The sequence below is a fragment of the Pseudomonas putida genome (assembly GCF_002906855.1).
In the GTDB taxonomy this organism is placed as follows: Bacteria; Pseudomonadota; Gammaproteobacteria; order Pseudomonadales; family Pseudomonadaceae; genus Aquipseudomonas; species Aquipseudomonas putida_N.
This window is the reverse complement of record NZ_MINI01000038.1, coordinates 742165-763711: the sequence shown is the minus strand read 5'-3', so window position 1 is coordinate 763711 and position 21547 is coordinate 742165. Positions and strand designations below refer to the sequence as shown.

23 protein-coding genes and 1 tRNA gene are annotated in these 21547 nt (G+C 64.2%); 13 read left to right on the top strand and 11 right to left on the bottom strand.

Annotated elements, in window-relative coordinates; all coding sequences use genetic code 11:
* Nucleotides 1–11: 11 nt before the first annotated feature.
* From BGP85_RS16045 to nrdR, 3 genes are read right to left on the bottom strand one after another with little or no spacing between them, the layout of a single operon-like run.
* A complete protein-coding gene (locus BGP85_RS16045; RefSeq protein WP_103448795.1) occupies nucleotides 12–677 on the bottom strand; it encodes a riboflavin synthase in 666 nt (221 codons plus the stop codon).
* A gap of 42 nt (nucleotides 678–719) precedes the next feature.
* Nucleotides 720–1850: a bifunctional diaminohydroxyphosphoribosylaminopyrimidine deaminase/5-amino-6-(5-phosphoribosylamino)uracil reductase RibD gene (gene ribD, locus BGP85_RS16040; RefSeq protein ID WP_103448794.1), complete on the bottom strand. Its 1131-nt coding sequence runs from the start codon at nucleotides 1848–1850 to the stop codon at nucleotides 720–722.
* Nucleotides 1851–1852: 2 nt separating this feature from the next.
* The gene (nrdR, locus tag BGP85_RS16035) at nucleotides 1853–2317 is read right to left on the bottom strand and encodes a transcriptional regulator NrdR (protein ID WP_009685710.1); all 465 of its coding nucleotides are present in this window, start codon (nucleotides 2315–2317) and stop codon (nucleotides 1853–1855) included.
* A 105-nt stretch (nucleotides 2318–2422) separates the two neighbouring features.
* Between nrdR and BGP85_RS16030 the strand changes: the two genes are divergently transcribed.
* Genes BGP85_RS16030 through trxA form a run of 3 tightly spaced genes read left to right on the top strand, consistent with a single transcriptional unit; the run spans nucleotide 2423 to nucleotide 4439 of the window.
* The gene (locus tag BGP85_RS16030) at nucleotides 2423–2875 is read left to right on the top strand and encodes a YbaY family lipoprotein (protein ID WP_103448793.1); all 453 of its coding nucleotides are present in this window, start codon (nucleotides 2423–2425) and stop codon (nucleotides 2873–2875) included.
* Nucleotides 2876–3535: a class I SAM-dependent methyltransferase gene (locus tag BGP85_RS16025; protein WP_103448792.1), complete on the top strand. Its 660-nt coding sequence runs from the start codon at nucleotides 2876–2878 to the stop codon at nucleotides 3533–3535. It begins immediately after the preceding gene.
* A gap of 31 nt (nucleotides 3536–3566) precedes the next feature.
* Nucleotides 3567–4439, top strand: a complete 873-nt coding sequence (gene trxA, locus BGP85_RS16020) for a thioredoxin (RefSeq protein WP_103448791.1) — start codon at nucleotides 3567–3569, stop codon at nucleotides 4437–4439.
* A gap of 45 nt (nucleotides 4440–4484) precedes the next feature.
* On the opposite strand, the gene BGP85_RS16015 is transcribed toward trxA, so the two are convergent.
* Nucleotides 4485–4820, bottom strand: coding sequence for a hypothetical protein (locus tag BGP85_RS16015; RefSeq protein WP_103448790.1), 336 nt, complete (start codon nucleotides 4818–4820; stop codon nucleotides 4485–4487).
* 130 nt (nucleotides 4821–4950) lie between these two features.
* Here BGP85_RS16015 and BGP85_RS16010 point away from each other — a divergent pair, with 130 nt between their 5' ends.
* From BGP85_RS16010 to BGP85_RS15990, 5 genes are all read left to right on the top strand, one after another.
* Nucleotides 4951–5526, top strand: coding sequence for a DUF2796 domain-containing protein (locus BGP85_RS16010; RefSeq protein ID WP_103448789.1), 576 nt, complete (start codon nucleotides 4951–4953; stop codon nucleotides 5524–5526).
* A 1-nt stretch (nucleotide 5527) separates the two neighbouring features.
* Nucleotides 5528–6238 carry an ABC transporter ATP-binding protein gene (locus tag BGP85_RS16005; RefSeq protein WP_103448788.1) on the top strand — a complete coding sequence of 237 codons (711 nt, stop codon included), beginning with the start codon at nucleotides 5528–5530 and terminating at the stop codon, nucleotides 6236–6238.
* Complete coding sequence (locus BGP85_RS16000; protein WP_103448787.1) at nucleotides 6238–7503, top strand: ABC transporter permease; 1266 nt, start codon at nucleotides 6238–6240, stop codon at nucleotides 7501–7503. Before BGP85_RS16005 ends, BGP85_RS16000 begins: the two co-directional genes overlap by 1 nt.
* Before the next feature lie 9 nt (nucleotides 7504–7512).
* Nucleotides 7513–8028: a DUF3299 domain-containing protein gene (locus tag BGP85_RS15995; protein ID WP_103448786.1), complete on the top strand. Its 516-nt coding sequence runs from the start codon at nucleotides 7513–7515 to the stop codon at nucleotides 8026–8028.
* A gap of 109 nt (nucleotides 8029–8137) precedes the next feature.
* The gene (locus BGP85_RS15990; RefSeq protein WP_054886541.1) at nucleotides 8138–8821 is read left to right on the top strand and encodes an OmpW/AlkL family protein; all 684 of its coding nucleotides are present in this window, start codon (nucleotides 8138–8140) and stop codon (nucleotides 8819–8821) included.
* On the opposite strand, the gene BGP85_RS15985 is transcribed toward BGP85_RS15990, so the two are convergent.
* A complete protein-coding gene (locus BGP85_RS15985) occupies nucleotides 8809–10044 on the bottom strand; it encodes an MFS transporter (protein WP_374755318.1) in 1236 nt (411 codons plus the stop codon). The two genes, BGP85_RS15990 and BGP85_RS15985, sit on opposite strands and share 13 nt — an antisense overlap.
* 61 nt (nucleotides 10045–10105) lie before the next feature.
* Here BGP85_RS15985 and BGP85_RS15980 point away from each other — a divergent pair, with 61 nt between their 5' ends.
* Nucleotides 10106–10549 carry a winged helix-turn-helix transcriptional regulator gene (locus BGP85_RS15980; protein WP_103448785.1) on the top strand — a complete coding sequence of 148 codons (444 nt, stop codon included), beginning with the start codon at nucleotides 10106–10108 and terminating at the stop codon, nucleotides 10547–10549.
* 30 nt (nucleotides 10550–10579) lie between these two features.
* Here BGP85_RS15980 and BGP85_RS15975 read toward each other — a convergent pair whose 3' ends face one another.
* Together BGP85_RS15975 and BGP85_RS15970 are read right to left on the bottom strand one after the other, a co-directional pair.
* Nucleotides 10580–11512, bottom strand: a complete 933-nt coding sequence (locus tag BGP85_RS15975; protein ID WP_103448784.1) for an NAD-dependent epimerase/dehydratase family protein — start codon at nucleotides 11510–11512, stop codon at nucleotides 10580–10582.
* Nucleotides 11505–12389 (bottom strand): sugar nucleotide-binding protein, encoded by an 885-nt coding sequence (locus BGP85_RS15970; RefSeq protein ID WP_103448783.1) that lies wholly within the window; start codon nucleotides 12387–12389, stop codon nucleotides 11505–11507. Before BGP85_RS15970 ends, BGP85_RS15975 begins: the two co-directional genes overlap by 8 nt.
* Nucleotides 12390–12667: 278 nt before the next feature.
* On the opposite strand from BGP85_RS15970, the gene BGP85_RS15965 reads away from it, so the two are divergent.
* A complete protein-coding gene (locus tag BGP85_RS15965; RefSeq protein ID WP_103448782.1) occupies nucleotides 12668–13708 on the top strand; it encodes a hypothetical protein in 1041 nt (346 codons plus the stop codon).
* A 17-nt stretch (nucleotides 13709–13725) separates the two neighbouring features.
* Nucleotides 13726–14520: a TSUP family transporter gene (locus BGP85_RS15960; RefSeq protein ID WP_103448781.1), complete on the top strand. Its 795-nt coding sequence runs from the start codon at nucleotides 13726–13728 to the stop codon at nucleotides 14518–14520.
* An 8-nt stretch (nucleotides 14521–14528) separates the two neighbouring features.
* Here the strand turns inward: BGP85_RS15960 and BGP85_RS15955 are convergent, their stop codons facing one another.
* On the bottom strand, nucleotides 14529–15338 hold the full coding sequence (locus tag BGP85_RS15955; protein WP_103448780.1) for a helix-turn-helix domain-containing protein: 810 nt from the start codon (nucleotides 15336–15338) through the stop codon (nucleotides 14529–14531).
* A gap of 178 nt (nucleotides 15339–15516) precedes the next feature.
* Here BGP85_RS15955 and BGP85_RS15950 point away from each other — a divergent pair, with 178 nt between their 5' ends.
* Both BGP85_RS15950 and BGP85_RS15945 read left to right on the top strand, forming a co-directional pair.
* Nucleotides 15517–16959 carry an alanine/glycine:cation symporter family protein gene (locus tag BGP85_RS15950; RefSeq protein ID WP_103448779.1) on the top strand — a complete coding sequence of 481 codons (1443 nt, stop codon included), beginning with the start codon at nucleotides 15517–15519 and terminating at the stop codon, nucleotides 16957–16959.
* A 72-nt stretch (nucleotides 16960–17031) separates the two neighbouring features.
* Nucleotides 17032–18018: an asparaginase gene (locus BGP85_RS15945; protein WP_103448778.1), complete on the top strand. Its 987-nt coding sequence runs from the start codon at nucleotides 17032–17034 to the stop codon at nucleotides 18016–18018.
* A gap of 68 nt (nucleotides 18019–18086) precedes the next feature.
* On the opposite strand, the gene BGP85_RS15940 is transcribed toward BGP85_RS15945, so the two are convergent.
* The 3 genes from BGP85_RS15940 to selA all read right to left on the bottom strand — a co-directional run bounded on the left by BGP85_RS15940 (nucleotide 18087) and on the right by selA (nucleotide 21535).
* Nucleotides 18087–18182: transfer RNA gene (locus tag BGP85_RS15940), tRNA-Sec, on the bottom strand.
* Between the two features lie 6 nt (nucleotides 18183–18188).
* Nucleotides 18189–20111, bottom strand: coding sequence for a selenocysteine-specific translation elongation factor (gene selB, locus BGP85_RS15935; protein WP_103448777.1), 1923 nt, complete (start codon nucleotides 20109–20111; stop codon nucleotides 18189–18191).
* Nucleotides 20108–21535: an L-seryl-tRNA(Sec) selenium transferase gene (gene selA / locus BGP85_RS15930; protein ID WP_103448776.1), complete on the bottom strand. Its 1428-nt coding sequence runs from the start codon at nucleotides 21533–21535 to the stop codon at nucleotides 20108–20110. The genes selB and selA overlap by 4 nt, the downstream gene beginning before the upstream one ends.
* Between the last annotated feature and the right edge of the window lie 12 nt (nucleotides 21536–21547).

Here is a 21547-nt window from a genome sequence, read left to right as displayed (position 1 = left end):
CCCCTTCTCAATCAGGATTTCATGAAGCCGTTGGCGGCCAGGAAGCTTTCGGTGATGCCACTGCCCTTGCTCGGTTCGGCAGCCTTGTCGCCCAGCAGCAAACGCTCCAGGTAACGGGCCAGCAAGTCGACCTCAAGGTTGACCCGACGCCCTGCGCGGTAGTCGGCCATGATGGTTTCGGACAGGGTATGCGGGACAATGGTCAGCTCGAATTCGGCGCCATTGACCTCGTTGACCGTCAGGCTGGTGCCGTCGACGGTGATCGAACCCTTGTGGGCGATGTACTTGGCCAGCTCCTTGGGCGCGCGCACGCGGAACTGGATGGCGCGGGCGTTATCGCTGCGCGAGATGATTTCACCGACGCCGTCGACGTGGCCGCTGACCAGGTGGCCGCCCAGGCGGGTGGTCGGGGTCAGGGCTTTTTCCAGGTTGACCTTGCTGCCGCTCTTGAGGTCGATGAACGCGGTGCGCTTGAGGGTTTCGACGCTGACGTCGGCCCAGAACCCGTTGCCCGGCAGCTCGACGGCGGTCAGGCACACGCCGTTGACGGCGATGCTGTCGCCGAGCTTTACGTCACCCAGGTCGAGCTTGCCGGTTTCGACGTAGACGCGCACGTCACCGCCCTTGGGGGTCAGGCTGCGGATGGTGCCGATGGATTCGATGATGCCGGTGAACATGGGGACTTCCTCAGAAACAGGTTGCGCGGGGCAAGCCAGGCATTATACGCCGGGCGCTGGCAGAGGGATGACCGTGACCCGCCAGTCATCGCCCACTGCGCGCATTTCGGTGATTTTCAGCCGCGGTGCCTGGCTCATCTTGTCCAGCGGCCAGTCCAGCAATGGCCGGGCCTGGGAGCCGAGGAAGGTGCCGGCGACGAACAGCTGGTATTCGTCGATCAGGCCCAGCTGGGCAAAGGCGCCGACCAGGCCGGCACCGGCCTCCAGCAGGATTTCGTTGACGCCGCGCGCAGCCAGCACCTGCAACAGTGCTGGCAGGTCAACTTGGCCATTGTCGCCCGGCAGGCTAAGCAGTTCATGGCCGGCAGCGGCAAAGCGCGGGTCATCTGCGACGGCGGTGACCACCAGTACCGGGCCGGCCTGGAAGAACGGCGCGTCCAGCGGCAAACGCAGGCGGCCGTCGATCAGCACGCGCAACGGCGTGCGGCTCAGCGCCAGGGCGGTGGTTTCGGCATCCAGGCCCAGCTCGGCGCCACGCACGGTCATCCGCGCGTTGTCGGCCAGCACGCTGGCCGCGCTGGTCAGCACCGCGCTGGAGCGGGCGCGCAGGCGCTGCACCGCCGAGCGGGCTGCGGGCCCGGTGATCCACTGGCTTTCGCCGCTGGCCATGGCGGTGCGGCCGTCCAGGCTCATGGCCAGCTTGGCGCGAACGAACGGCAGGCCGTGTTCCATGCGTTTGAGGAACCCGGGGTTGAGGGCGCGGGCCTCGGCTTCGAGCACGCCGCTGGCCACGATGATGCCGGCATCGGCCAGGCGCCGCAGGCCTCGGCCTGCGACTTGCGGGTTGGGGTCCTGCATGGCGGCGACCACACGGGCCACGCCGGCCTTGACCAGCGCTTCGGCGCACGGCGGCGTGCGGCCATGGTGGCTGCACGGTTCCAGGGTCACGTAGGCGCAGGCGCCGCGGGCCAGTTCGCCGGCCTGACGCAGGGCATGCACTTCGGCATGCGGCTCGCCGGCACGCACATGCCAGCCTTCACCGACTACCTCGCCATCGCGGACGATCACGCAACCCACGCGCGGGTTGGGGTGGGTGGTGTACACGCCCTTGCGCGCCAGCTCCAGCGCGCGGGCCATGTAATGGGCGTCGAGGATCGCGGTCTGGCTGGGCATGCTCACTCTTTGGCCGGCTCGCGGGCCAGGCGGTCGATTTCTTCGCGGAATTCGTCAAGGTCCTGGAAGCGCCGGTACACCGAGGCGAAGCGGATATAGGCCACTTCGTCGAGCTTGCGCAGCTCGGCCATGACCATTTCGCCTACCACCAGTGACTTGACCTCACGCTCGCCAGTGGCGCGCAGGCGGCTCTTGATATGCGCCAGCGCAGCTTCCAGGCGCTCGACGCTGACCGGGCGCTTCTCCAGCGCACGCTGCATGCCGGCGCGCAGTTTGTCTTCATCGAAGGGCTGGCGCGTGCCGTCCTGCTTGATCAGCCGGGGCAATACCAGCTCTGCGGTTTCGAAGGTGGTGAAGCGCTCGCCGCAGGCAACGCATTCACGGCGGCGGCGCACCTGTTCGCCCTCGGCGACCAGACGCGAGTCGATGACCTTGGTGTCGTTGGCACCGCAAAAGGGACAGTGCATGGTGGCAGGCAACAAAAAAAGGGAGGGCCATGGTAGCGCATTGCACTGGCAAGACAAGCCAAAGGGGTTAACATCCATACAATTCTGCCCGTGAAGGACCCACCCATGCATCTTCGTGCGCTCGTCGTGCTGTGCTGCGCTTCCCTGCTCGCTGCCTGCGGCAGTGACCGCCCCAAGACCGAAGCAGTCCCCGCACCAACAGCGGCCAAGGTGGCGAAAAATGCCGAACCGCTTGGCCCGCTGCCGGCCTATCAGCGTGAATTGAGCGGCACCTTGCTGGAAATCCCCGCCGGCGCCGACGTGGAGCTGGCACTGCTGGTCATCGACGACCGTGACCGCCCGCAACAGCTGCTGGCCAGCAGCACCCTGACCGGCACCGGCCAGGCCCTGCCCTATCACCTGCGTTTCAACCCCGAAGCCTTCCCTGCCGGGGCCCGCGTCGAGCTGCGCGGGCGCGCCAGCAGTTCCGGCCAGCTGATCATGCACCTGCCCCCCGTGCGTATCATCCAGGCCCAGACCCAGGCCACTGGCCCGCTGCGCTTCGAGAAGGCGCCGTAAGTGGCGCCGCTTGCCCTGCAACAGGCCCTCAGCGGCCTGATCGGCGAAGCGCGCCTGGTGGTCAGCGACTTGCCCGAGTGCGAACTGAAGCTGTGGCTGATCGATGATCAGAACATGGACCGCGCCTTCAGCAGTGAGGAAACCCGGCGCATCCTCGAAGAACCGCCGTACTGGAGTTTCTGCTGGGCCAGCGGCCTGGCCATGGCCCGCTACCTGGGTGCGCACCCCGAGTGGGTCGCCGGCAAGCGCGTGCTGGACTTTGGCGCCGGCTCCGGCATCGCCGGGATCGCGGCGGCCCGTGCCGGGGCACTGGAAGTGATCGCCTGTGATCTCGACCCGCTGGCCCTGGAAGCCTGCCGTGCCAATGCCCTGCTCAACGATGTCGAACTGGGATACAGCAGCGACTTCTTCGCCGAAGCCGACCGCTTCGACCTGATCCTGGTCGCCGACGTGCTCTATGACTGCGCCAACCTGCCGCTGCTCGATGCCTTCCTGAGCCGTGGCCGCCAGGCACTGGTGGCCGACTCGCGTGTCCGTGATTTCAGCCACCCGCTTTACCGCCAGCTTGGCGTGCTCGAAGCCCTGACCCTGCCGGACCTGGCCGAGCCGCACGAATTCCGCCGGGTCAGCCTGTACCACGCCAGCCGCGACACCTTATAGTGGTGTTATCCACGAGTTTGCGAGAGTCGCGATGACCCAAGACACGCCTTACATTTTCGACGCTACCGATGCCACCTTCCAGCAACTGGTGATCGAGAACTCCTTCCACAAACCGGTGCTGGTGGACTTCTGGGCCGAGTGGTGCGCGCCGTGCAAGGCGCTGATGCCGCTGCTGGCGAAGATCGCCGAGGGCTACCAGGGCGAGCTGCTGCTGGCCAAGATCAACTGCGACGTCGAGCAGCAAGTGGTGGCCCAGTTCGGCATCCGCAGCCTGCCGACCGTGGTGCTGTTCAAGGATGGCCAGCCGGTTGACGGCTTTGCCGGTGCGCAGCCGGAATCGGCGATCCGCGCCATGCTCGAGCCTCATGTGCAGCTGCCGGCCGCGCCAGCCGCTTCGCCGCTGGAGCAGGCCAAGGTGCTGTTCGCCGAAAGCCGTTTCGCCGAGGCCGAGGCTGCGCTGAAGGCACTGCTGGGTGAAGACAACAGCAATGCCGAAGCACTGATCCTGTATGCCCGTTGCCTGGCCGAGCGTGGCGAACTGGGCGAGGCTCAAGTGGTGCTGGATGCGGTCAAGACTGACGAGCACAAGGCTGCACTGGCCGGTGCCAAGGCGCAGCTGACCTTCCTGCGCCAGGCCGCCAGCCTGCCGGAAGTTGCCGACTTGAAGAGCCGCTTGGCGCAGAATCCGCAGGATGATGAGGCGACCTACCAGCTGTGTGTACAGCAGTTGGCGCGTCAGCAGTATGAAGCAGCACTGGACGGGTTGCTGAAGCTGTTCCAGCGTAATCGTGGGTATGAGAACGGCTTGCCGCAGAAGGCGATGCTGCAAGTGTTCGAACTGCTGGGCAGTGATCATCCGCTGGTGGGTGTTTACCGCCGCCGTTTGTCCTCCGCCATGTTCTGAATTTGAGATTGCCGGGGCCGCTTTGCGGCCCCAGAATCCAGAGCCTCAACCCACCCAGTGATACACCGGCGCATCCACGCCACTTTCCACCTTCACCTCACTGCTGTGCCGCAAGCGCACCAGCAGCCGCTTGCCCGCCGCCGTACTCCCGGCCAGCCCCTCCAGCCGGTCGAGCAACTCCGGCCCGCTCATCTGCCCGGCCAGGCGAAGCACCTCACATGCCGCGTGCCACTGCCTATCATCCTGGCGCGGCGCTGCTACCGCGGCGACCGGTTCAGCCCCCGGCACCTCGATCTGCCGCCCCAACTGCGCCCACTCCTGCGGCTCCAGTTCGATGGTCAGGTCCACCGGCCAGTCACCAATCTGTCCACGAATTCTCACGATGCGTTCCTTGAACTCAGGTCAATGCACCATGCTACCGCAACATGAAACCTGCGCCACACAGGCTGGCGACGCGAAGAAAAGTTGTTATAACATAACCGAATCTTCCAGCCCGCTCCCGGAGTCGTCCATGCGTCGTCTGCTGCTCGCCCTGCCCTTCGCCCTGCTGCCCCTGGCCGTGGCCCATGCCCACGACGAACATGACCATGATCACGCCCACGGCACCCTCGGCGCCCACGAGCATGGCGTGGCCAAGCTCAATGCCGTGCTCGACGGCAACACCCTGGAGCTGGAGCTGGACAGCCCGGCGATGAACCTGGTCGGCTTCGAGCACATGGCCAGCAGCGACGCCGACAAGGCCAAGGTTGCCGCCGTGCGCCAGCAACTCGAACAGCCGCTGAAGCTGTTCGCCCTGGCCTCGGCCGCCGGCTGCAAGGAAGACCAGCAAGAGCTGGAAAGCCCGCTGTTCGGCGATGCAGCCAAGGCTGACGACGACGGTGACGAGCACGAGAAAGGCCACGTGCACAGCGACATCAATGCCCACTACCAGCTGACCTGCGCCACCCCGGAAAAACTCGCCCAGATCGACCTTTCCCCGCTGTACAAGGCCTTCCCGGCCACCCAGAAGATCAACGTGCAACTGATCGGCCCGAACGGCCAGAAAGGGGTCGAGACTTCGCCGGCCAAGGCCGTGGTCGCGTTCTGAAATGAGCCAGGCGTTGATTGAACTGCAGGACCTGGTGTTCGCCTGGCCCGGCCAGGCGCCGCTGCTGGATATCCCGGCGTTCTGCCTGGAAGCCGGCGAAGCACTGTTCCTCAAGGGCCCCAGCGGCAGTGGCAAGACCACCCTGCTGGGCCTGCTCGGCGGGGTCAACCGGCCGGGCCAGGGGCGTATCCAGTTGCTCGGGCAGGACCTCGCCCTGCTCGGCCAGGGTGCGCGTGACCGCTTCCGGGTCGACCATACCGGCTACATCTTCCAGCAGTTCAACCTGCTGCCGTTTCTCTCGGTGCGCGAGAACGTCGAGCTACCCTGCCGTTTCTCGCGCAGCCGCGCCGAGCGTGCCATCCAGCGCCACGGTAGTGTCGACCAGGCCGCCAGCGAGCTGCTGGCGCACCTGGGCCTGGGTGACCCGGCGCTGCTCGCACGGCGTGCCGACAGCCTGTCGATCGGCCAGCAGCAGCGCGTTGCTGCTGCACGCGCGCTGATCGGCCAGCCCGAACTGGTGATAGCCGACGAGCCGACCTCGGCCCTGGACGCCGACACCCGCGAAGCGTTCATCCGCCTGCTGTTCGACGAATGTCGCGCAGCCGGCTCCAGCCTATTGTTCGTCAGCCATGACCAGAGCCTGGCACCGCTGTTCGACCGTCATCTTTCCCTGGCCGAACTCAACCGCGCCGCCAAGCCCCAGGAGGCCTGATGTACCTGCTCCGTCTTGCCTTGGCCAGCTTGGCCAACCGCCGATTCACCGCATTCCTCACCGCCTTCGCCATCGCCCTGTCGGTGTGCCTGCTGCTGGCCGTCGAACGCGTGCGCACCGAAGCGCGCGCCAGCTTTGCCAGCACCATCAGCGGCACCGACCTGATCGTCGGCGCCCGCTCGGGTTCGGTGAACCTGCTGCTGTATTCAGTGTTCCGTATCGGCAACGCCACCAACAACATCCGCTGGGACAGCTTCCAGCACTATGCCCAGGACCCACGGGTGAAGTGGGCGATCCCGATCTCGCTGGGTGACTCGCACCGTGGCTACCGTGTGATGGGGACCACCACCGATTACTTCAGCCATTACCAGTACGGGCGCAAGCAGCATCTGGAGCTGAGCCAGGGCCGTGAATTCGCCAGCGACCCGTTCGAAGTGGTGCTCGGCGCCGAAGTAGCTGACGCGCTGCACTACAAGCTGGGCGACAAGCTGGTACTGGCGCACGGTGTCGCCGCGATCAGCCTGGTCAAGCACGACGACAAGCCGTTCACCGTGGTCGGCGTGCTCAAGCGCACCGGCACGCCAGTCGACCGCACTCTGCACATCAGCCTTGGCGGCATGGAGGCCATCCACATCGACTGGCACAACGGCGTGCCGGCCCGCGGTGCAGGGCGCATCAGTGCGGAACAGGCGCGGACCATGGACCTGCAGCCAGCAGCCATCACCGCGTTCATGCTTGGCCTGAACAACAAGATCGCCACCTTCAGCCTGCAGCGCGAGATCAACGAATACCGCAACGAGCCGTTGCTGGCGATCTTGCCTGGGGTTGCCTTGCAGGAGCTGTGGAGCCTGATGGGCACCGCCGAGCAGGCGTTGTTCGTGGTGTCGCTGTTCGTGGTGCTGACCGGCTTGATCGGTATGCTCACAGCGATTCTCACCAGCCTCAACGAACGCCGCCGGGAGATGGCGATCTTGCGGTCGGTGGGTGCGCGGCCATGGCATATCGCCGGGCTGCTGGTGCTTGAAGCGTTGGCACTGGCGGTGACGGGCATCGCCGCAGGGCTTGGGTTGCTGTATGCGGGCATCGCCCTGGCCCAGGGCTACCTTCAGGCCAACTATGGACTGTACCTGCCCCTGACCTTGCCCAGCGCACATGAATGGACGCTGCTGGCTATCATCCTTGGCGCAGCGCTGCTGATGGGCAGCGTACCGGCCTGGCGTGCCTATCGGCAGTCGCTGGCCGATGGCCTGTCCATTCACCTTTGAGAACGCACCATGCTCCGCGTACTACTGCTATCGATCCTGTTCCTTGCCGCCCCTGTGTGGGCCGGCGAGGTACGCGAACTGGACTGGCCCGCGCTGATTCCCGAAGGCGCGCCGGTCATCCCGCCACAACTGGCACCGCTGCACGACATGTCGCAGCTGAGCGACGCGCTGTCTGCCGAGTCGGCCCCGCCGGCACGCCAGCAGGCGCCCGACGCCCCGGTGGTGAAAAGCCTCGATAGCCAACAGGTCAAGATCCCGGGCTACATCGTACCGCTGGAGGTGAGCGAAGAAGGCCGCACCACGGAGTTCCTGCTGGTGCCTTACTACGGCGCCTGCATCCATGTGCCGCCCCCGCCCTCGAACCAGATCGTGCACATTTTCAGCGAAATGGGTGTGCGTGTGGAGGACCTCTACCAGCCCTACTGGATCGAGGGAAAGATGCAGGTTAGAGCCTCCAGCAGCGAATTGGCCGACGCCGGATATCAGATGGAAGCAGAGAAAATATACGCTTATGTTCTCAAGTGAGAACTGTTTCGAATTCGTGACGACGCTTCTTTGAGCTGGGTCAAACTTTCGGTTCAGACGCATCCGTACCATTGGACTACTCGATTACTCACGTCCTTTGGGAGCTTCCATGAACAAGTCCTTGCTCGGCGCCTCGCTTGTGGCCCTTGCGCTCGCCGCCCCTGTTGCCCACGCCCACCAGGCGGGTGATGTCATCGTCCGTGCCGGTGCCATCACCACTGCCCCGAACGAAAGCAGCGGCGACCTGAAATTCGACGGCAACAAGGTGTCGGGCACCAAGGCGACCCTGGACAGCGACACCCAGCTGGGCCTGACCTTCGCCTACATGCTCACCGACCACATCGGCCTGGAGCTGCTGGCCGCAACCCCGTTCAAGCACAGCGTAGGCGTCAAAGGCCTGGGCGGCGGGCTGGACGGCAAACTGGCCGACATCAAACAGCTGCCACCGACCCTGTCCGTGCAGTACTACCCGATGGAGCCTAACTCCAAGTTCCAGCCCTATGCCGGCGTCGGCATCAACTACACCCTGTTCTTCGACGAAGACCTGACCAGCGAGCGCAAGCAGCAGGGCTTCAGCAACCTCAAGCTGCAGGACTCGGTGGGTATCGCCGGCCAGTTGGGCATGGACTACATGATCACCGACAACCTGCTGGTCAACGCCTCGGTCTGGTACGTCGACATCGACACCAAGGCCAGCGTCAATGGCCCGACCGCCCTGGGCTACAGCAAGACCAAGGTCGACGTCGATGTCGACCCTTGGGTGTACATGGTCGGCCTTGGCTACAAGTTCTGACCTGAACACGACAGGGCGGCCTCGGTCGCCCTTTCTCGTTGCCCCCAAGACCAGTACCCCAGGGCCAGCCCACTGATCACCATCCCCAGCCCGCATACCGCAGCCCAGCCCCAGCGCGCATACACCCAGCTCGCCAGCACCGCCCCCAAACCGCTGCCGATCGAGTAGCAACACATGTAGGCGCCGATCAAGCGGCTGGCCATCGCACCACGCCCCGCCAGCAGCAGGCTCTGGTTGGTGACATGCACCGCCTGCACGGCGAAATCCAGCATCAGCACACCCAGCACGAACAACGCCAACGATTGACCAACGAAGGCTGTCGGCAGCCATGACAGCGTCAACAGCGCCAGCGCCAGGCCGGTGGTGCGCTCGCCCAGCCCTCGATCAGCCAGACGCCCGGCTCGCGACGCCGCCAAGGTGCCGGCGATACCTGCCAGGCCGAACAGGCCGATCTCGGTATGGCTGAGCGCAAGCGCAGGTGCGCTCAGGGGCAGCACCATGGCACTCCACAGCACGCTGAATGCAGCGAAGATCAGCAGGCCGAGCAACCCACGCCGGCGCAGCAGGCTGTCGTGGCGATACAAGGCGTACAAAGAGCCAATCAGTTGCAGGTAGCCAGGTCGTTGCGCGGGTAACCGACTCACTGGCAGCCAGCGCCAGAGCACCACGGCCATCAGCATGAGCAGTGCCGCCGCCACGAAGTACACACTGCGCCATCCGGCCAGGTCGGCGAGCGCTCCCGAGACCAGACGCGCCAGCAAGATGCCCAGCACGACCCCGCTGGTGACCGTACCCACCGCCTGGCCCTGGCTGGCTGGGGTGGCGAGGGTCGCGGCGTGGGCGACCATCACCTGCACCATGACCGCCATCAGCCCGACCAGGGCAAGGGCTGCCAGCAGAACCAGCCAGTCCTGTGCCAGGCCAACACCGACCAGGGCCAGAGCGGCAACCAGCAACTGCACCAGCAGCAGGCGCTTGCGCTCGATCAGATCGCCCAGCGGTACGATCAGGATCAACCCAAGGGCATAACCCGCCTGGGTCGCACCAACTACCCAACCGATCTGCTGCTGCGCCACCCCCAGATCGCTGGCGATCGACTCGAGCAGAGGCTGGGCGAAATAGACCGTGGCCACTGCCATGGCGCAGGTGGCGGCAAGCAACAGGGTTATCCAGCGATTCATCGGGCTGATTCCTTCACATCTGGTTTCAATTTGAAACCACATGATGGATATTTAGCAAATGTGGTTTTAATCTGCAACCAGATGAATCATGCAGGTGCTGCCAATGCTCGATGAAGTGAATGCTCAATGCCCTGTGGCCCGAGCGCTGGAAGTGCTGGGTGACCGTTGGGCGCTGATGATCCTGCGTGATGCCTTCGATGGCCTACGCCGTTTCAGCGAGTTCCAGAAGAACCTGGGGCTGGCGAAGAACATCCTGGCGTCGCGGTTGAAGCTGCTGGTGGAGAGTGGCTTGATGACGTTGCAGCCGGCGTCCGATGGCAGCGCCTATAAGGAATATGTGCTGACCGAGAAAGGGCGGGCGTTGTTTCCGATAGTGGTGGGGTTGCGCCAGTGGGGGGAGCGGTATCTGTTCGCGACGGGGGAAGCGCGGTCGGAGTTGGTGGACAGTGCCAAGGGGCGACCAGTCGGAATTCTTCAGGTGCGATCCGAGGATGGCAGGCTTCTGGCAGCGGAGGATTGCCTGCGCAAGGTTGTGCGGCATTCATGAACCTGGGGCCGCTTTGCGGCCCCGGCTATCTCAAGCCTTGCCGAGCAGCTTGGCCAAAGCCTCGACCATTGGGGTCGGCTGAGGGAAAGCAAAGCGCGCCAGCAATCGTTGGTTGTCCGCCCGCGAATGGCGAATGTCACCCGAGCGCGCCTGGCCGTAGCTGATCGCCGGCAAGCTGCCCACCACCTGCTCCAGTGCCTCGAGCATCTGGTTCAGCGAAGTTGCCTGGTTCAGGCCGACGTTCACCGCGCCCTCTTCCACCTGCGGCTTCTCAAGCGCCTGCACCATCACCTGCACCAGGTCGCCGACGTAGAGGAAGTCACGGGTCTGCTCGCCGTCACCAAACACGGTGATCGGCAACCCGTGCACCGCCCGTTCACTGAAGATACTGATCACGCCGGAGTACGGCGAGGATGGGTCCTGGCGCGGGCCGAAGATGTTGAAGAAGCGGAACACCACCGGCTCCAGGCCATGCTGGCGGCGGTAGAAGTCCAGGTACTGCTCGCTGGCCAGCTTGTCCACCGCATAGGGCGTCAGCGGCGCCTTCGGCGTGTCCTCGGCAATCGACTCGCCTTCGCCATTGTTGCCATATACCGCCGCGCTCGATGCAAAGAGCACGCGGCGCACGCCATGTACGCGCATGGCCTCGGCCACGTTGAGGGTGCCGATGAAGTTGCTCTGATGGGTCTTCACCGGGTCTTCGACCGACGCCTGCACCGACGCCACTGCAGCCAGATGGACCACGGCACCGCAACCGGCAGTGGCACGCTGAACCAGCTCGGCATCGGCCACATCACCCTCGATCAGTTCGAGGCGCGGGTTGCCCAGTTGCAGGTTGTCGCGCTTGCCGGTGGAAAGGTCGTCGAGAATACGTACGGCAAAGCCCTTGGCCAGCAACGCATCGCACAGGTGGGAGCCAATGAAGCCGGCACCGCCGGTGATCAGGATGGGGGCATCAGCCATGGCGGTAGAATCGATCCAGTAGTGGCGGCAAGCCTGCGCGCCAGGCACGCGGCTTGATGCCGAAAGTGTGAAGTATTTTCTTGCAGGCCAACACCGCGTGCTGCGGCTCTTCGCTGGCATCCGGCCGTGCGGCATGGGCCTGCGCGGTCGGCGCCTGTACGGCAAGCTGACGGTACTGCCCAGCCTCGCTGAGAATTGCCTGGCCCAGCGCCAGCGGCGTGGTCGCTTCGTTGCCGGCGTAATGGTAGGTGCCCCACAGCGGTGCGCTGCAATCGAGCTGCTTGAGCACCGAGAGGATCACCCGCGCGGCATCGTCGACCGGCGTCGGGTTGCCGCGGCGGTCATCAGCCAGCAGCAGCTCCTGCGGTTGCTCGGCACGGGTCAGGAAGCGGCCAAGGGCACCGTCGATGCTTTCGTCCAGCAACCAGCCGAAGCGCAGCAGCACATGCTGCGGGCACGCCGCGCGCACGCTCTGCTCGATACGCCACAAGGCCTGGCCACGCTGGCCCAGCGGTACCGGCTCATCCTTCTCGCTGTAGGCCGTGGCCCGCGAACCGTCGAACACCCGGTAGCTAGAAGGCTGCACCAGGGTGATCTGGTGGTGCTGGCACAACTCCGCCAGCCGCTCCACTGCCCGCTCCTGCAGAGCCAGGCGCTGATCGCTGACCGACTCGGCCTGGAACCAGTCGAAGTAGTAGGCCAGGTTGACCACGGCATCGGGGCGATGATCGTCAAGCAGCTGAGTGAGGCTGGCCGGAGCCCAGCCGTTCTCCGGCGGGCGAGGTGCCAGGAATGCGATGTCCTCCTCGGCCCCGAGACGAATCAGCGCTTGCCCGAGGGCATTGCCACCACCCAACAGCATCAGGCGCATACGCATAGAGTCAGCAGATCCGAACAGGTTGATAGAAGGAAAGGAGCCATTTTGCGGTTTCCGGGCGGGGAAGTCCAACACGGGGTCTGGACGGCACCAATGTCCAGGTTCCTCATCGATCAGCGCGATTACAAGATGAATTCTCCTACAGCTCTCAACGAACAAGCTGACTTTAGTTCAACAGCATAACGACATTGAATTGTTGACCTGTCTACTTGCCGGTTGCTGAAGCATTTTTCGAGCGGCGGCAGGGGTACTTCACCCATTTTTACAAGGAACGTTCCATGCCGCATTCAGAAGTCGCGTATCTGGACTTCAACCAGGGGCAAGCACACGCCATAGACCTTGCAAGCGATTTTCTTAACGGCTTAGGGGGACCTCAGGCTGGAAAAGTGGCAGATCAGGCAAGCTTGTTCGCCAAGCAGCTCAAATCAACATTGAGTACTGATCAAAAATCGACACTGCAGCGTTTTAGCGACGGCTTGCTATCCGCGTTGATGTTCAGGGGAATGCCTTGCCCCACCGATTCGGCCCCAGAGCAGTTGGCGGACATTTCAGTAATGGCGCGCAGCAACCGCTGCCAATACCTGGCTTCACGCAACCAAGTGCTGTTGGCGCTGGCGCAACATCGAAGTTTCGCTTTCGACATCGACAATGAAGGCAAGCAAGTGCGCCTGGTCGGTAACTTCAAAGGGGGCGGCTGCATCCCCAGGCCCGACGAGAGACCCGATGCTGAAATCGAAATCAGCTCACATGCGGGATTGCAGCTGGGACCACACACCGAAGCGCCCTACAACTGTTCAACAATTGCCAGTGATGGCCACTCACCCGCGCCTTGCGCACTGATCCTCACCGCACGCTGGAACCCTGCCCATGAACCGACGCATGTAATTCCACTTCGCGGCATCATCGAAGGCATGGCCAGCCTTGATGTACTTGCCCTTACTTCGCCTTCTTTCGACTTCACCCGCAGTGACTGCTTCGCTCACGGGCACGGCAATCCAGGTAAAGCCGTGTCGATACTGCAGTACAACGCCAATGGCGGCTTCTCGCTTCGGTACAACAGCTACCGCTTTTCGCTCAATGACAATGCTGACAGCACAGTTGCCCGTGCTTTTGATGCATTTCAGGAAGCCGTGCACAGCGCGCAACCCGAGACGTTCGACCTGCAGGCTGACACCGCGCTGCTGATCAACAACGGGCGCGCCTTGCATGGCCGCAACATCATTCAGGACAACCGACGCTTACTGGTGCGCCAGTTCGGATACTCCCGTTTCGCTGCACCCATCGTGATCGCTGAAGACCCGCTGCTGGTTCGTGGCTGAGAACAGGAAGTTACCCGATGATCGAACTCGATTTTTCATTCATTCTCATACTCGCCCTAGTCGCTTTCACCGCCGGCTTCTTCGATGCGATCGCCGGCGGCGGCGGCCTGATTACACTGCCGGTATTGTTTGTAGCCGGTATCGAACCTCTGGCGGCGATTGCCACCAACAAATTTCAGGCCGCTTCGGCTACGGTATCGGCTACATGCGCCTTTGCCCGTAAAGGCATGATCGATTGGAAATGTGGCAGCCCAATGGCACTTATGTCTTTCATCGGCGGCGCGCTCGGCGCCTTGTCAGTCAGCCTGATACCTAAGACGCTACTGCAGGCATCCGTTCCCATACTGCTGATTCTGGTAGCCGCGTATTTCGCGTTCAGCCCGAAACCCAATGAGCAGTCGCGCAAGGCGAAGCTTTCAACCAGCGTGTTCTGCATTGCCGTGGCGCCAGTCATTGGCTTCTATGACGGGATCTTCGGCCCAGGCGTCGGCTCGTTCTTCATGCTCGCCTGCGTCATCCTGTTGGGCCAGCATCTGCTACAGGCCGTTTGCAACAGCAAGCTGCTGAACGCCGCGTGCAACCTGGGCGCACTGTCAGTGTTTTCACTGAGCGGAGCAATCATCTGGCCTCTAGCGCTGGCCATGGCAAGCGCGGCGTTTGTCGGTGCTCAACTGGGCGCTCGCTGCGCCGTGTACTTCGGCCCCCGCCTGATCAAACCATTATTGGTCTGCGTGTGCTGCATCATGGCAACCAAGTTGTTGCTCGACTCAGGCAACCCAATCGGCGAGTGGCTACGCCGGCTGACGCTTTGAAGGCGTCATCATTCGATTTCGAACAGGCTGTTACGCAACGGCCCTACACTTAACCGCTCACGCACATCGTCATCGATGCGTGGGTCATCCGGCCGGTACAGCCTGACCTGCCGATAGGCATTGATGCGGTTGATCTCCTCCCCCAGGTATTCCCACACCACCCGGGTACATGCCGGGTTGCGCCGGTCGCCGCTGGACACCCCGGACTTCAGGCCGTTCAGGCGGGTGATGCGGCTCTTGAAGCTAGGGATAAGAATGGTCTGGCTCATCTCGTTGAAAGTCAGCGACTCGTAGTCGATGAGGAACATCCGGTCCTGCAGCTGGAACGCCGCGCCCAGGTAGCGGCAGCGCACCTCGGCATGCTGGTCGGTGGCGCTGGAGCGCTCCTGGCGTTCCTGGCGCTCGAACAGGAACCGGCCGCGTTCTTCCCACAGGTGCACCAGCGACACCAGGATGGTGCCGGGTACCGACATGCAGTTGGAATACTCGAAGTAATAGCCGCAATAGCGTGACAGGTTGCCGGCGTGTTCGTGCAGTGGGCGGAACAGTTCGCTGATCGGGTCGTCGGGTTGGTCGGAGACCGCCGACACACGTGCGCCGATCAGGCGAGCGAACTGTTCGGCCGGCAAATTCAGCTCGTAATCCTCGACACCGAAGAAATCACCGATGCGCTTGAGGTTGAACGGCGTCGGGCGGCTCTGGCCGCTCAGGTACTTGTTGAACTGCGCGCGGTTGATCGACAGCTGGCGGCAAACTTCCGAGATAGAGCGGTAATGGCTGCAGGCCAGTTTGAGGTTGGTCGCGAAATGATCGCTCATGACAGGGGGCTCAGGTGACGCGAATGATGCCAGTCTAGCATCAAGTCGCACCAAATCAGAGCAACCCGCGAAATTGTAACCACCTTTGTCATGGCCAACCATGCGCCCCAACGAATAGCGGTGCGCCTGCCGTCCGCTGTCTTTCCACGCGAACAATAAGAATCGAGGTCATTTTCCAATGCTCGAAGTAATCAACGATTTCCTCTCGGGGAAACTTCTCATCGTGCTGATCGTGGGGCTGGGTAGCTACTTCACCATCCGTTCCCGGTTCGTTCAGTTCCGCCACTTCGGCCACATGTTCGCTGTATTCAAGGAATCGCTGCGTGGCCAGGCAGGCCAGCTGAGCTCCTTCCAGGCCCTGATGCTGAGCCTCGCCGGCCGCGTGGGCGCCGGTAACATCGCCGGTGTCGGCATCGCCGTGACCCTGGGTGGCCCAGGCGCGGTGTTCTGGATGTGGGTCACTGCCCTGGTCGGCATGGCCAGCAGCTTCTTCGAATGCACCCTGGCCCAGGTGTACAAGCGCGCCGACGGCGACGGCCTGTACCGTGGCGGCCCGGCCTACTACATCCAGCACGGCCTGAAGCGCAAAAGCATGGCCATCGTGTTCTCGATCCTGCTGCTGGTCACCTACGGCTTCGCCTTCATCGGCCTGCAGTCGTATACCGTGACCCACTCGCTGCAGAACGCCTTCGCCTTCGACCCGCGCCACACCGGCATTGTCCTGGCCGTATTGCTGGCCATCACCTTCCTCGGTGGCATCAAGCGCATCGCGGCGGTGTCGGACCTGCTGGTACCGATCAAGACCCTGGCCTACATCGGCGTGACCCTGTACGTGATCGGCACCCAGATCGAGCACGTGCCGGCCATGCTGGAAACCATCTTCAAGAGCGCTTTCGGCCTCGACCCGGCATTCGGCGGCCTGCTCGGCAGCGCCATCGTCATGGGCGTGAAGCGTGGCGTGTTCGCCAACGAAGCAGGCCTGGGCAGTGCGCCAAACGTGGCCGCCGTGGCTGCGGTGAAGCACCCGGGCGCCCAGGGCGTGGTCCAGGCGTTCAGCGTGTTCCTCGACACCTTCGTGATCTGCACCTGCACCGCGCTGCTGATCCTGCTGTCGGGCTTCTACACCCCAGGCTTCGAAGGTGACGGCATCGTCCTGACCCAGAACTCGCTGGCCGCCGTGGTCGGTGACTGGGGTCGCCTGTTCGTCAGCGTGGCACTGTCGCTGTTCGTATTCACCTGCATTCTCTACAACTACTACCTGGGCGAGAACAGCCTGCAGTTCCTCAGCCGCAACCGCATGGTACTGCTGGCGTTCCGCGCCCTGGTACTGGCGCTGGTGGTGTGGGGTTCGATGCAGGACCTGTCGACCGTGTTCGCCTTCGCCGACATCACCATGACCTGCCTGGCCTTCGTCAACCTGGTGGCCCTGGCCCTGCTGTTCAAGGTCGGCCTGCGGGTGATGCGCGACTATGATGACCAGCGCAAGGCTGGCATCAAGCAGCCAGTGTTCGACTCGTCGAAGTTCGCCGACCTGGATCTGGACCGCAACGCCTGGCCTGCCAATCTGCAGGCGGAAACAGCCACTGACAAAGCAGTCGGCCAAGCTCAGCTGCAGCGCTGATATCCTGCCCTGCCCAGCCGCCCCGTCCGTGGGCGGCTGCTCTACCTCCGCTCACCGCTACGGATGTTTTCCATGCGTGCAGTCAAGAATCTCCTTGTCCTCTACACCGGTGGCACCATCGGCATGCTCGAAACCGCCGAAGGCCTGGCACCGGCCGGTGGTTTCGATGCGCGGATGCGCGAACACCTCGCCCAGCTGACCGATGCGCCCCAGGTGCAATGGACACTACAGGATATGAACCCGCTGCTCGATAGCGCCAACATGCAGCAGCACAACTGGCTGGCGATGCGCGATGCCATCGTCGAGGCGGTGGACGCCGGCCATGACGGTGTGCTGGTGCTGCATGGCACCGACAGCCTGGCCTACAGCGCCGCGGCGCTGTCGTTCTTGCTGCTGGGCCTGCCGGTGCCGGTGCTGCTGACCGGCTCGATGCTGCCGGCCGGTGCGCCGGGCAGCGATGCCTGGGCTAACCTGTGCGGGGCCTTGCGCCTGGTCGAACAGGGCATGGAAGCTGGCGTGCAGTTGTACTTCCACGGCCAGCTGCTGCATGGCTGCCGGGCTTCGAAGCTGCGCAGCGAGGCCTTCGATGCCTTTGCCGCGCTGCCGCGCCATCGTGACGGTGAGCGTGCCGCCGAACTGCCTGCTGCCCTGGGCTATCGGCAGCAGCGCCAGCCAGTCAACCTGGCGGTGATGCCGGTGTTCCCGGGCCTGCAGGCCGGGCACCTGAAGGCACTGCTCGACAGCGGCGTGCAAGGTCTGCTGCTGGAATGCTATGGCAGCGGTACCGGGCCGTCGGATGACCAGGCGCTGCTCGACGTGCTACGTGAAGCGCGCCAGCGTGGTGTGCTGCTGGCTGCCATCAGCCAGTGTCCGGAAGGGGCGGTGGTGTTTGATACCTATGCAGCGGGTAACCGCTTGCGTGGCGCCGGACTGGTCAGTGGTGGTGGCATGACCCGTGAGGCGGCGCTGGGCAAGATGTTTGCGCTGCTGGGGGCCGGGCTGGATGTCGATGCGGCGGAGCGGTGGTTTGCGCTGGATCTGTGCGGGGAGCGAGCCTGATTATCGCCTGCCAGGGCCTCTTCGCGGGGCAAGCCCGCTCACACAAAGGCCCTGACTGGCAGTAAGAATGGCGGAAGGCAGCGGGAGTCGAACCTGCCCGGGAACGGCTGCCGTCCCCAACCGGGTTTGAAGCCCGGCCGCGCCACCGGGCGCGATTGCCTTCCTTGAACTCAGTGCCTGGCCTGCTGCTGGGCCAGGGCGCTGTCGGCGCGAATGTAGCGCTGGTCGGCCACCCGACGGGTCAAGCCGATGCGGTCGAAGTATTCGAGAATCTGCACACTGCGCTTGCGACCGATGCCCAACATATCGCGAAACGCAGCAACCTGCACTATCGGCGTCTCGCTGGCCTGCCCCAGCAGCAGCTCTGCCATGCGCCCTAGCGTCACCTCTGGGTAGAACAGGTCGCGCACTACCTGATGCACCAGGCCCAGACGGGCCAGCTTGCGCAGCAGCAGGCGCACATCCGCCTCCGCGCAGTTTTCTTCAGCAGCCAACGTCCGAACCCAGGGCGGGTCATATTGCCCTGCCAGCAACTTCGGCTGCAGTCGCTCCCACAAAACACTGTCGGCGGCGCTCAACTGCACCTTGTGATCAGGCAAATGCAGCCATGGCCCGCTGCTGGCTATCACCTCCTCATTAAGCAGCTCATCGATCAAGCTGACAAACGCGGGACGCTCCAGCGGCAAGGCGGCGAAGCGCCGCAGGCGGTCACGGTCCGGGCCGAGCTGGTCAGGCTCCTGTTCGTGAAAACGCGCCAGCTGCTGCAGCACCTGATGCTTCAGCGCAAGCCATCGACCTTTGGCAAACAGCAACGGGCCCTGGCGTGTGGCTACCACCAGTACATCATTGGGCAACAACCAGGTATCGCGCTGGCGATTGAACTGGCGCTCCAGGCGCTGCGGGTCGAGGCCACCGAGCGCACTGGCAAGCAAGGCCGGCAGTGCCTCCTCCAGGCTCTCGGCATCACGCAGCACCTGTAGCTGGCGCAGGCGTTCTTCACTGCGGCGCTGCCGACTCGGCGCGAATGGGTCGAGCACCTTGCCGCCGCCAAGGGTGCGCTGGGCACGCTGATCCCGTAGCACCAGGCGGTCACCGTGAACCGCCTGCAACGGCGCGTTGAGCAGCAACTGGGCAAACATGCGTTGGCCAGCGGCCAGGGTTTCGCCTTCGAGCAAGGCCACCCGGGCCGTCACATCCTGGGTACCGAGGTGTACGTGAACAGCACTGAAATGCTCGAAAATGCGGGTTTCCCCGGGCAGCAGGCACAGTTCGATGTCCACCCGCACGCTGGGTGCATGCAGCCATTCGGGCATCAACCAGTCGCCTCGGTGCACCTGCTCCACCGCCAGGCGTTCGGCAGTGATGTTCAACGCCACCCGCTGGCCGGCCTCTGCCACCAATGCCACTTGGTTCTGCGCGTGCAGGCCACGCACCCGCACCGGCTTGCCGGCCTTGCCCAGCAGCAATGTGTCGCCGGTACTGACGCGCCCGGCCAGTGCCGTGCCGGTCACGACCACCCCGGCGCCGGTCACGGCGAAGGCCCGATCGACCGCAAGGCGAAAACCGCCGCGCACGCTGCGCTGGCGCACCCGCACTTCGGCCTCCAGCAAGGCCCGGCGCAAAACATCGATACCCTCCCCGGTGACACTCGACACGGGGAATTGCCGAGCCTTGGCATAAGGCCCCTCTGCCAGCAATGCCCTGACCTGCGCCTGCACCTCGGCCAGGCGTTCGGGCTCGACCCGGTCGCATTTGCTGATCACCACCAATGCCTGGGGAATACCCAGCAGCTCGATGATCGCCAGGTGCTCGCGGGTCTGCGGCATTACCCCGTCGTCGGCGGCCACCACCAGCAGCACCAGGTCGATACCATGAGCGCCGGCCAGCATGTTGTGGATAAACCGCTCATGCCCCGGCACATCGATGAAACCGGTCAGCGCCGCACCTTCGGCCAGCGCCGCGTAGCGGTAGCCGAGGTCGATGGTCATGCCACGGGCGCGTTCTTCCTGGCGCTGGTCACCGGCCTGCCCGGTGAGGGCCTGAAGCAACGCGGTCTTGCCGTGGTCGATGTGGCCGGCAGTGCCGACGATCATTGCACTGGCCCCAACTGCAAGGCCGGCAGTTGCGCCAGCCACTGGGCCTCATCGTCAAGCTGGCGCAGGTCGAGCCACAAGGCGTCGTCATCGATACGCCCGAGCACCGGCACCGGCAGGTCGCGCAGGGCCCGCTCCAGCACATGGAGGCTGCGCCCGCGCAGCTTCTTCGATACTTGCGGGCGCAGGCACAGCGCCGCACTGGGCAAGCGCGCCACCGGCTGGCTGCCACTACCGATCATGCCCAGCGCGGGCTCGACGCTGATCCGCCACTGTTCACCCAGGTGTGCCTTGAGTTCGGGGGCAAGGCGTTCGGCCTGGGCCTGGATCTCGGCCTGGCTGCGGGTCAACAGGCGCAGGCTCGGCAGGCGCTCGGCCAGGCGGTCGGGGTTGCGGTACAGCGCCAGCACCGCCTCGAGTGCCGCAAGGGTAATCTTGTCGACGCGCAGTGCACGCTTGAGCGGGTTCTTCTTGATCCTGGCGATCAACGCTTTGCGACCGACAATGATCCCGGCCTGGGGGCCGCCCAGCAACTTGTCGCCGCTGAAAGTGACAATATCGGCGCCATCGGTCAGGGCCTGGCGTACTGTCGGTTCGGCGGGCAGGCCCCAGCGCGTGAGATCGAGCAGGCTGCCGCTGCCGAGGTCTTCGAGCAGTGGCAGATCATGCTGGTGGGCAATGCGCGCCAGTTCGGCCGTCGGTACCTGATGGGTGAAGCCCTGGATGCTGTAGTTGCTGCAGTGCACGCGCATCAGCAGGCCGGTGCGCGGGCCGATGGCGGCTTCATAGTCGCGGGCGTGGGTGCGGTTGGTAGTGCCGACCTCATGCAGCTTGACCCCGGCCCTGGCCATGATGTCGGGGATGCGGAAGGCTCCGCCGATCTCGATCAGCTCGCCGCGGCTAATGATGCCCTCCTTGCGTGCGCCCAGGCTGTTGAGCGCCAGTAGCACGGCGGCGGCATTGTTGTTAACCACGGTGACGGCCTCGGCGCCGGTCAGCTCGCGGATCAGGCCTTCGATCAGGTCGTCACGGTCGCCACGCTTGCCGGTGGCCAGGTCGAACTCCAGGTTGAGCGGGTAGCGGGCGGCAGTCTGCATGGCCTCGACCGCTTCCTCGGGCAGCAGTGCGCGGCCGAGGTTGGTGTGCAGGACGGTACCGGTGAGGTTGAACACGCGGCGGACTTGGCTGCGCTGCTGAATCGACAGGCGTTCGCCGGTACGGCCAAGGAGGATTTCAGGGGCCAGTTCGGCGCCGCTGAGCTCGCCGTTGCGGGCGGGGTCACGCAAGTCATCGAGCAGCTGGCGCAAGGTGGCCAGCACGGCGTCGCGACCGTGGCGGTCGATCAGCGCAAGGCAGGCCGGGTGGCGCAGGAGGGTGTCGATGGAGGGCAGGCGTGGGGTGTCGCTGGCTAGGCTGGAGGACATGCGGTACTACCT

Bases quoted from the DNA above. Each gene is read 5' to 3' on its own strand.
- BGP85_RS16045 (WP_103448795.1), bottom strand. From the start codon at position 677: ATGTTCACCGGCATCATCGAATCCATCGGCACCATCCGCAGCCTGACC.
- ribD (WP_103448794.1), bottom strand. From the start codon at position 1,850: ATGCCCAGCCAGACCGCGATCCTCGACGCCCATTACATGGCCCGCGCG.
- nrdR (WP_009685710.1), bottom strand. From the start codon at position 2,317: ATGCACTGTCCCTTTTGCGGTGCCAACGACACCAAGGTCATCGACTCG.
- BGP85_RS16030 (WP_103448793.1), top strand. From the start codon at position 2,423: ATGCATCTTCGTGCGCTCGTCGTGCTGTGCTGCGCTTCCCTGCTCGCT.
- trxA (WP_103448791.1), top strand. From the start codon at position 3,567: ATGACCCAAGACACGCCTTACATTTTCGACGCTACCGATGCCACCTTC.
- BGP85_RS16010 (WP_103448789.1), top strand. From the start codon at position 4,951: ATGCGTCGTCTGCTGCTCGCCCTGCCCTTCGCCCTGCTGCCCCTGGCC.
- BGP85_RS16005 (WP_103448788.1), top strand. From the start codon at position 5,528: ATGAGCCAGGCGTTGATTGAACTGCAGGACCTGGTGTTCGCCTGGCCC.
- BGP85_RS16000 (WP_103448787.1), top strand. From the start codon at position 6,238: ATGTACCTGCTCCGTCTTGCCTTGGCCAGCTTGGCCAACCGCCGATTC.
- BGP85_RS15995 (WP_103448786.1), top strand. From the start codon at position 7,513: ATGCTCCGCGTACTACTGCTATCGATCCTGTTCCTTGCCGCCCCTGTG.
- BGP85_RS15990 (WP_054886541.1), top strand. From the start codon at position 8,138: ATGAACAAGTCCTTGCTCGGCGCCTCGCTTGTGGCCCTTGCGCTCGCC.
- BGP85_RS15985 (WP_374755318.1), bottom strand. From the start codon at position 10,044: ATGTGGTTTCAAATTGAAACCAGATGTGAAGGAATCAGCCCGATGAAT.
- BGP85_RS15980 (WP_103448785.1), top strand. From the start codon at position 10,106: ATGCTCGATGAAGTGAATGCTCAATGCCCTGTGGCCCGAGCGCTGGAA.
- BGP85_RS15975 (WP_103448784.1), bottom strand. From the start codon at position 11,512: ATGGCTGATGCCCCCATCCTGATCACCGGCGGTGCCGGCTTCATTGGC.
- BGP85_RS15970 (WP_103448783.1), bottom strand. From the start codon at position 12,389: ATGCGTATGCGCCTGATGCTGTTGGGTGGTGGCAATGCCCTCGGGCAA.
- BGP85_RS15965 (WP_103448782.1), top strand. From the start codon at position 12,668: ATGCCGCATTCAGAAGTCGCGTATCTGGACTTCAACCAGGGGCAAGCA.
- BGP85_RS15960 (WP_103448781.1), top strand. From the start codon at position 13,726: ATGATCGAACTCGATTTTTCATTCATTCTCATACTCGCCCTAGTCGCT.
- BGP85_RS15955 (WP_103448780.1), bottom strand. From the start codon at position 15,338: ATGAGCGATCATTTCGCGACCAACCTCAAACTGGCCTGCAGCCATTAC.
- BGP85_RS15950 (WP_103448779.1), top strand. From the start codon at position 15,517: ATGCTCGAAGTAATCAACGATTTCCTCTCGGGGAAACTTCTCATCGTG.
- BGP85_RS15945 (WP_103448778.1), top strand. From the start codon at position 17,032: ATGCGTGCAGTCAAGAATCTCCTTGTCCTCTACACCGGTGGCACCATC.
- selB (WP_103448777.1), bottom strand. From the start codon at position 20,111: ATGATCGTCGGCACTGCCGGCCACATCGACCACGGCAAGACCGCGTTG.
- selA (WP_103448776.1), bottom strand. From the start codon at position 21,535: ATGTCCTCCAGCCTAGCCAGCGACACCCCACGCCTGCCCTCCATCGAC.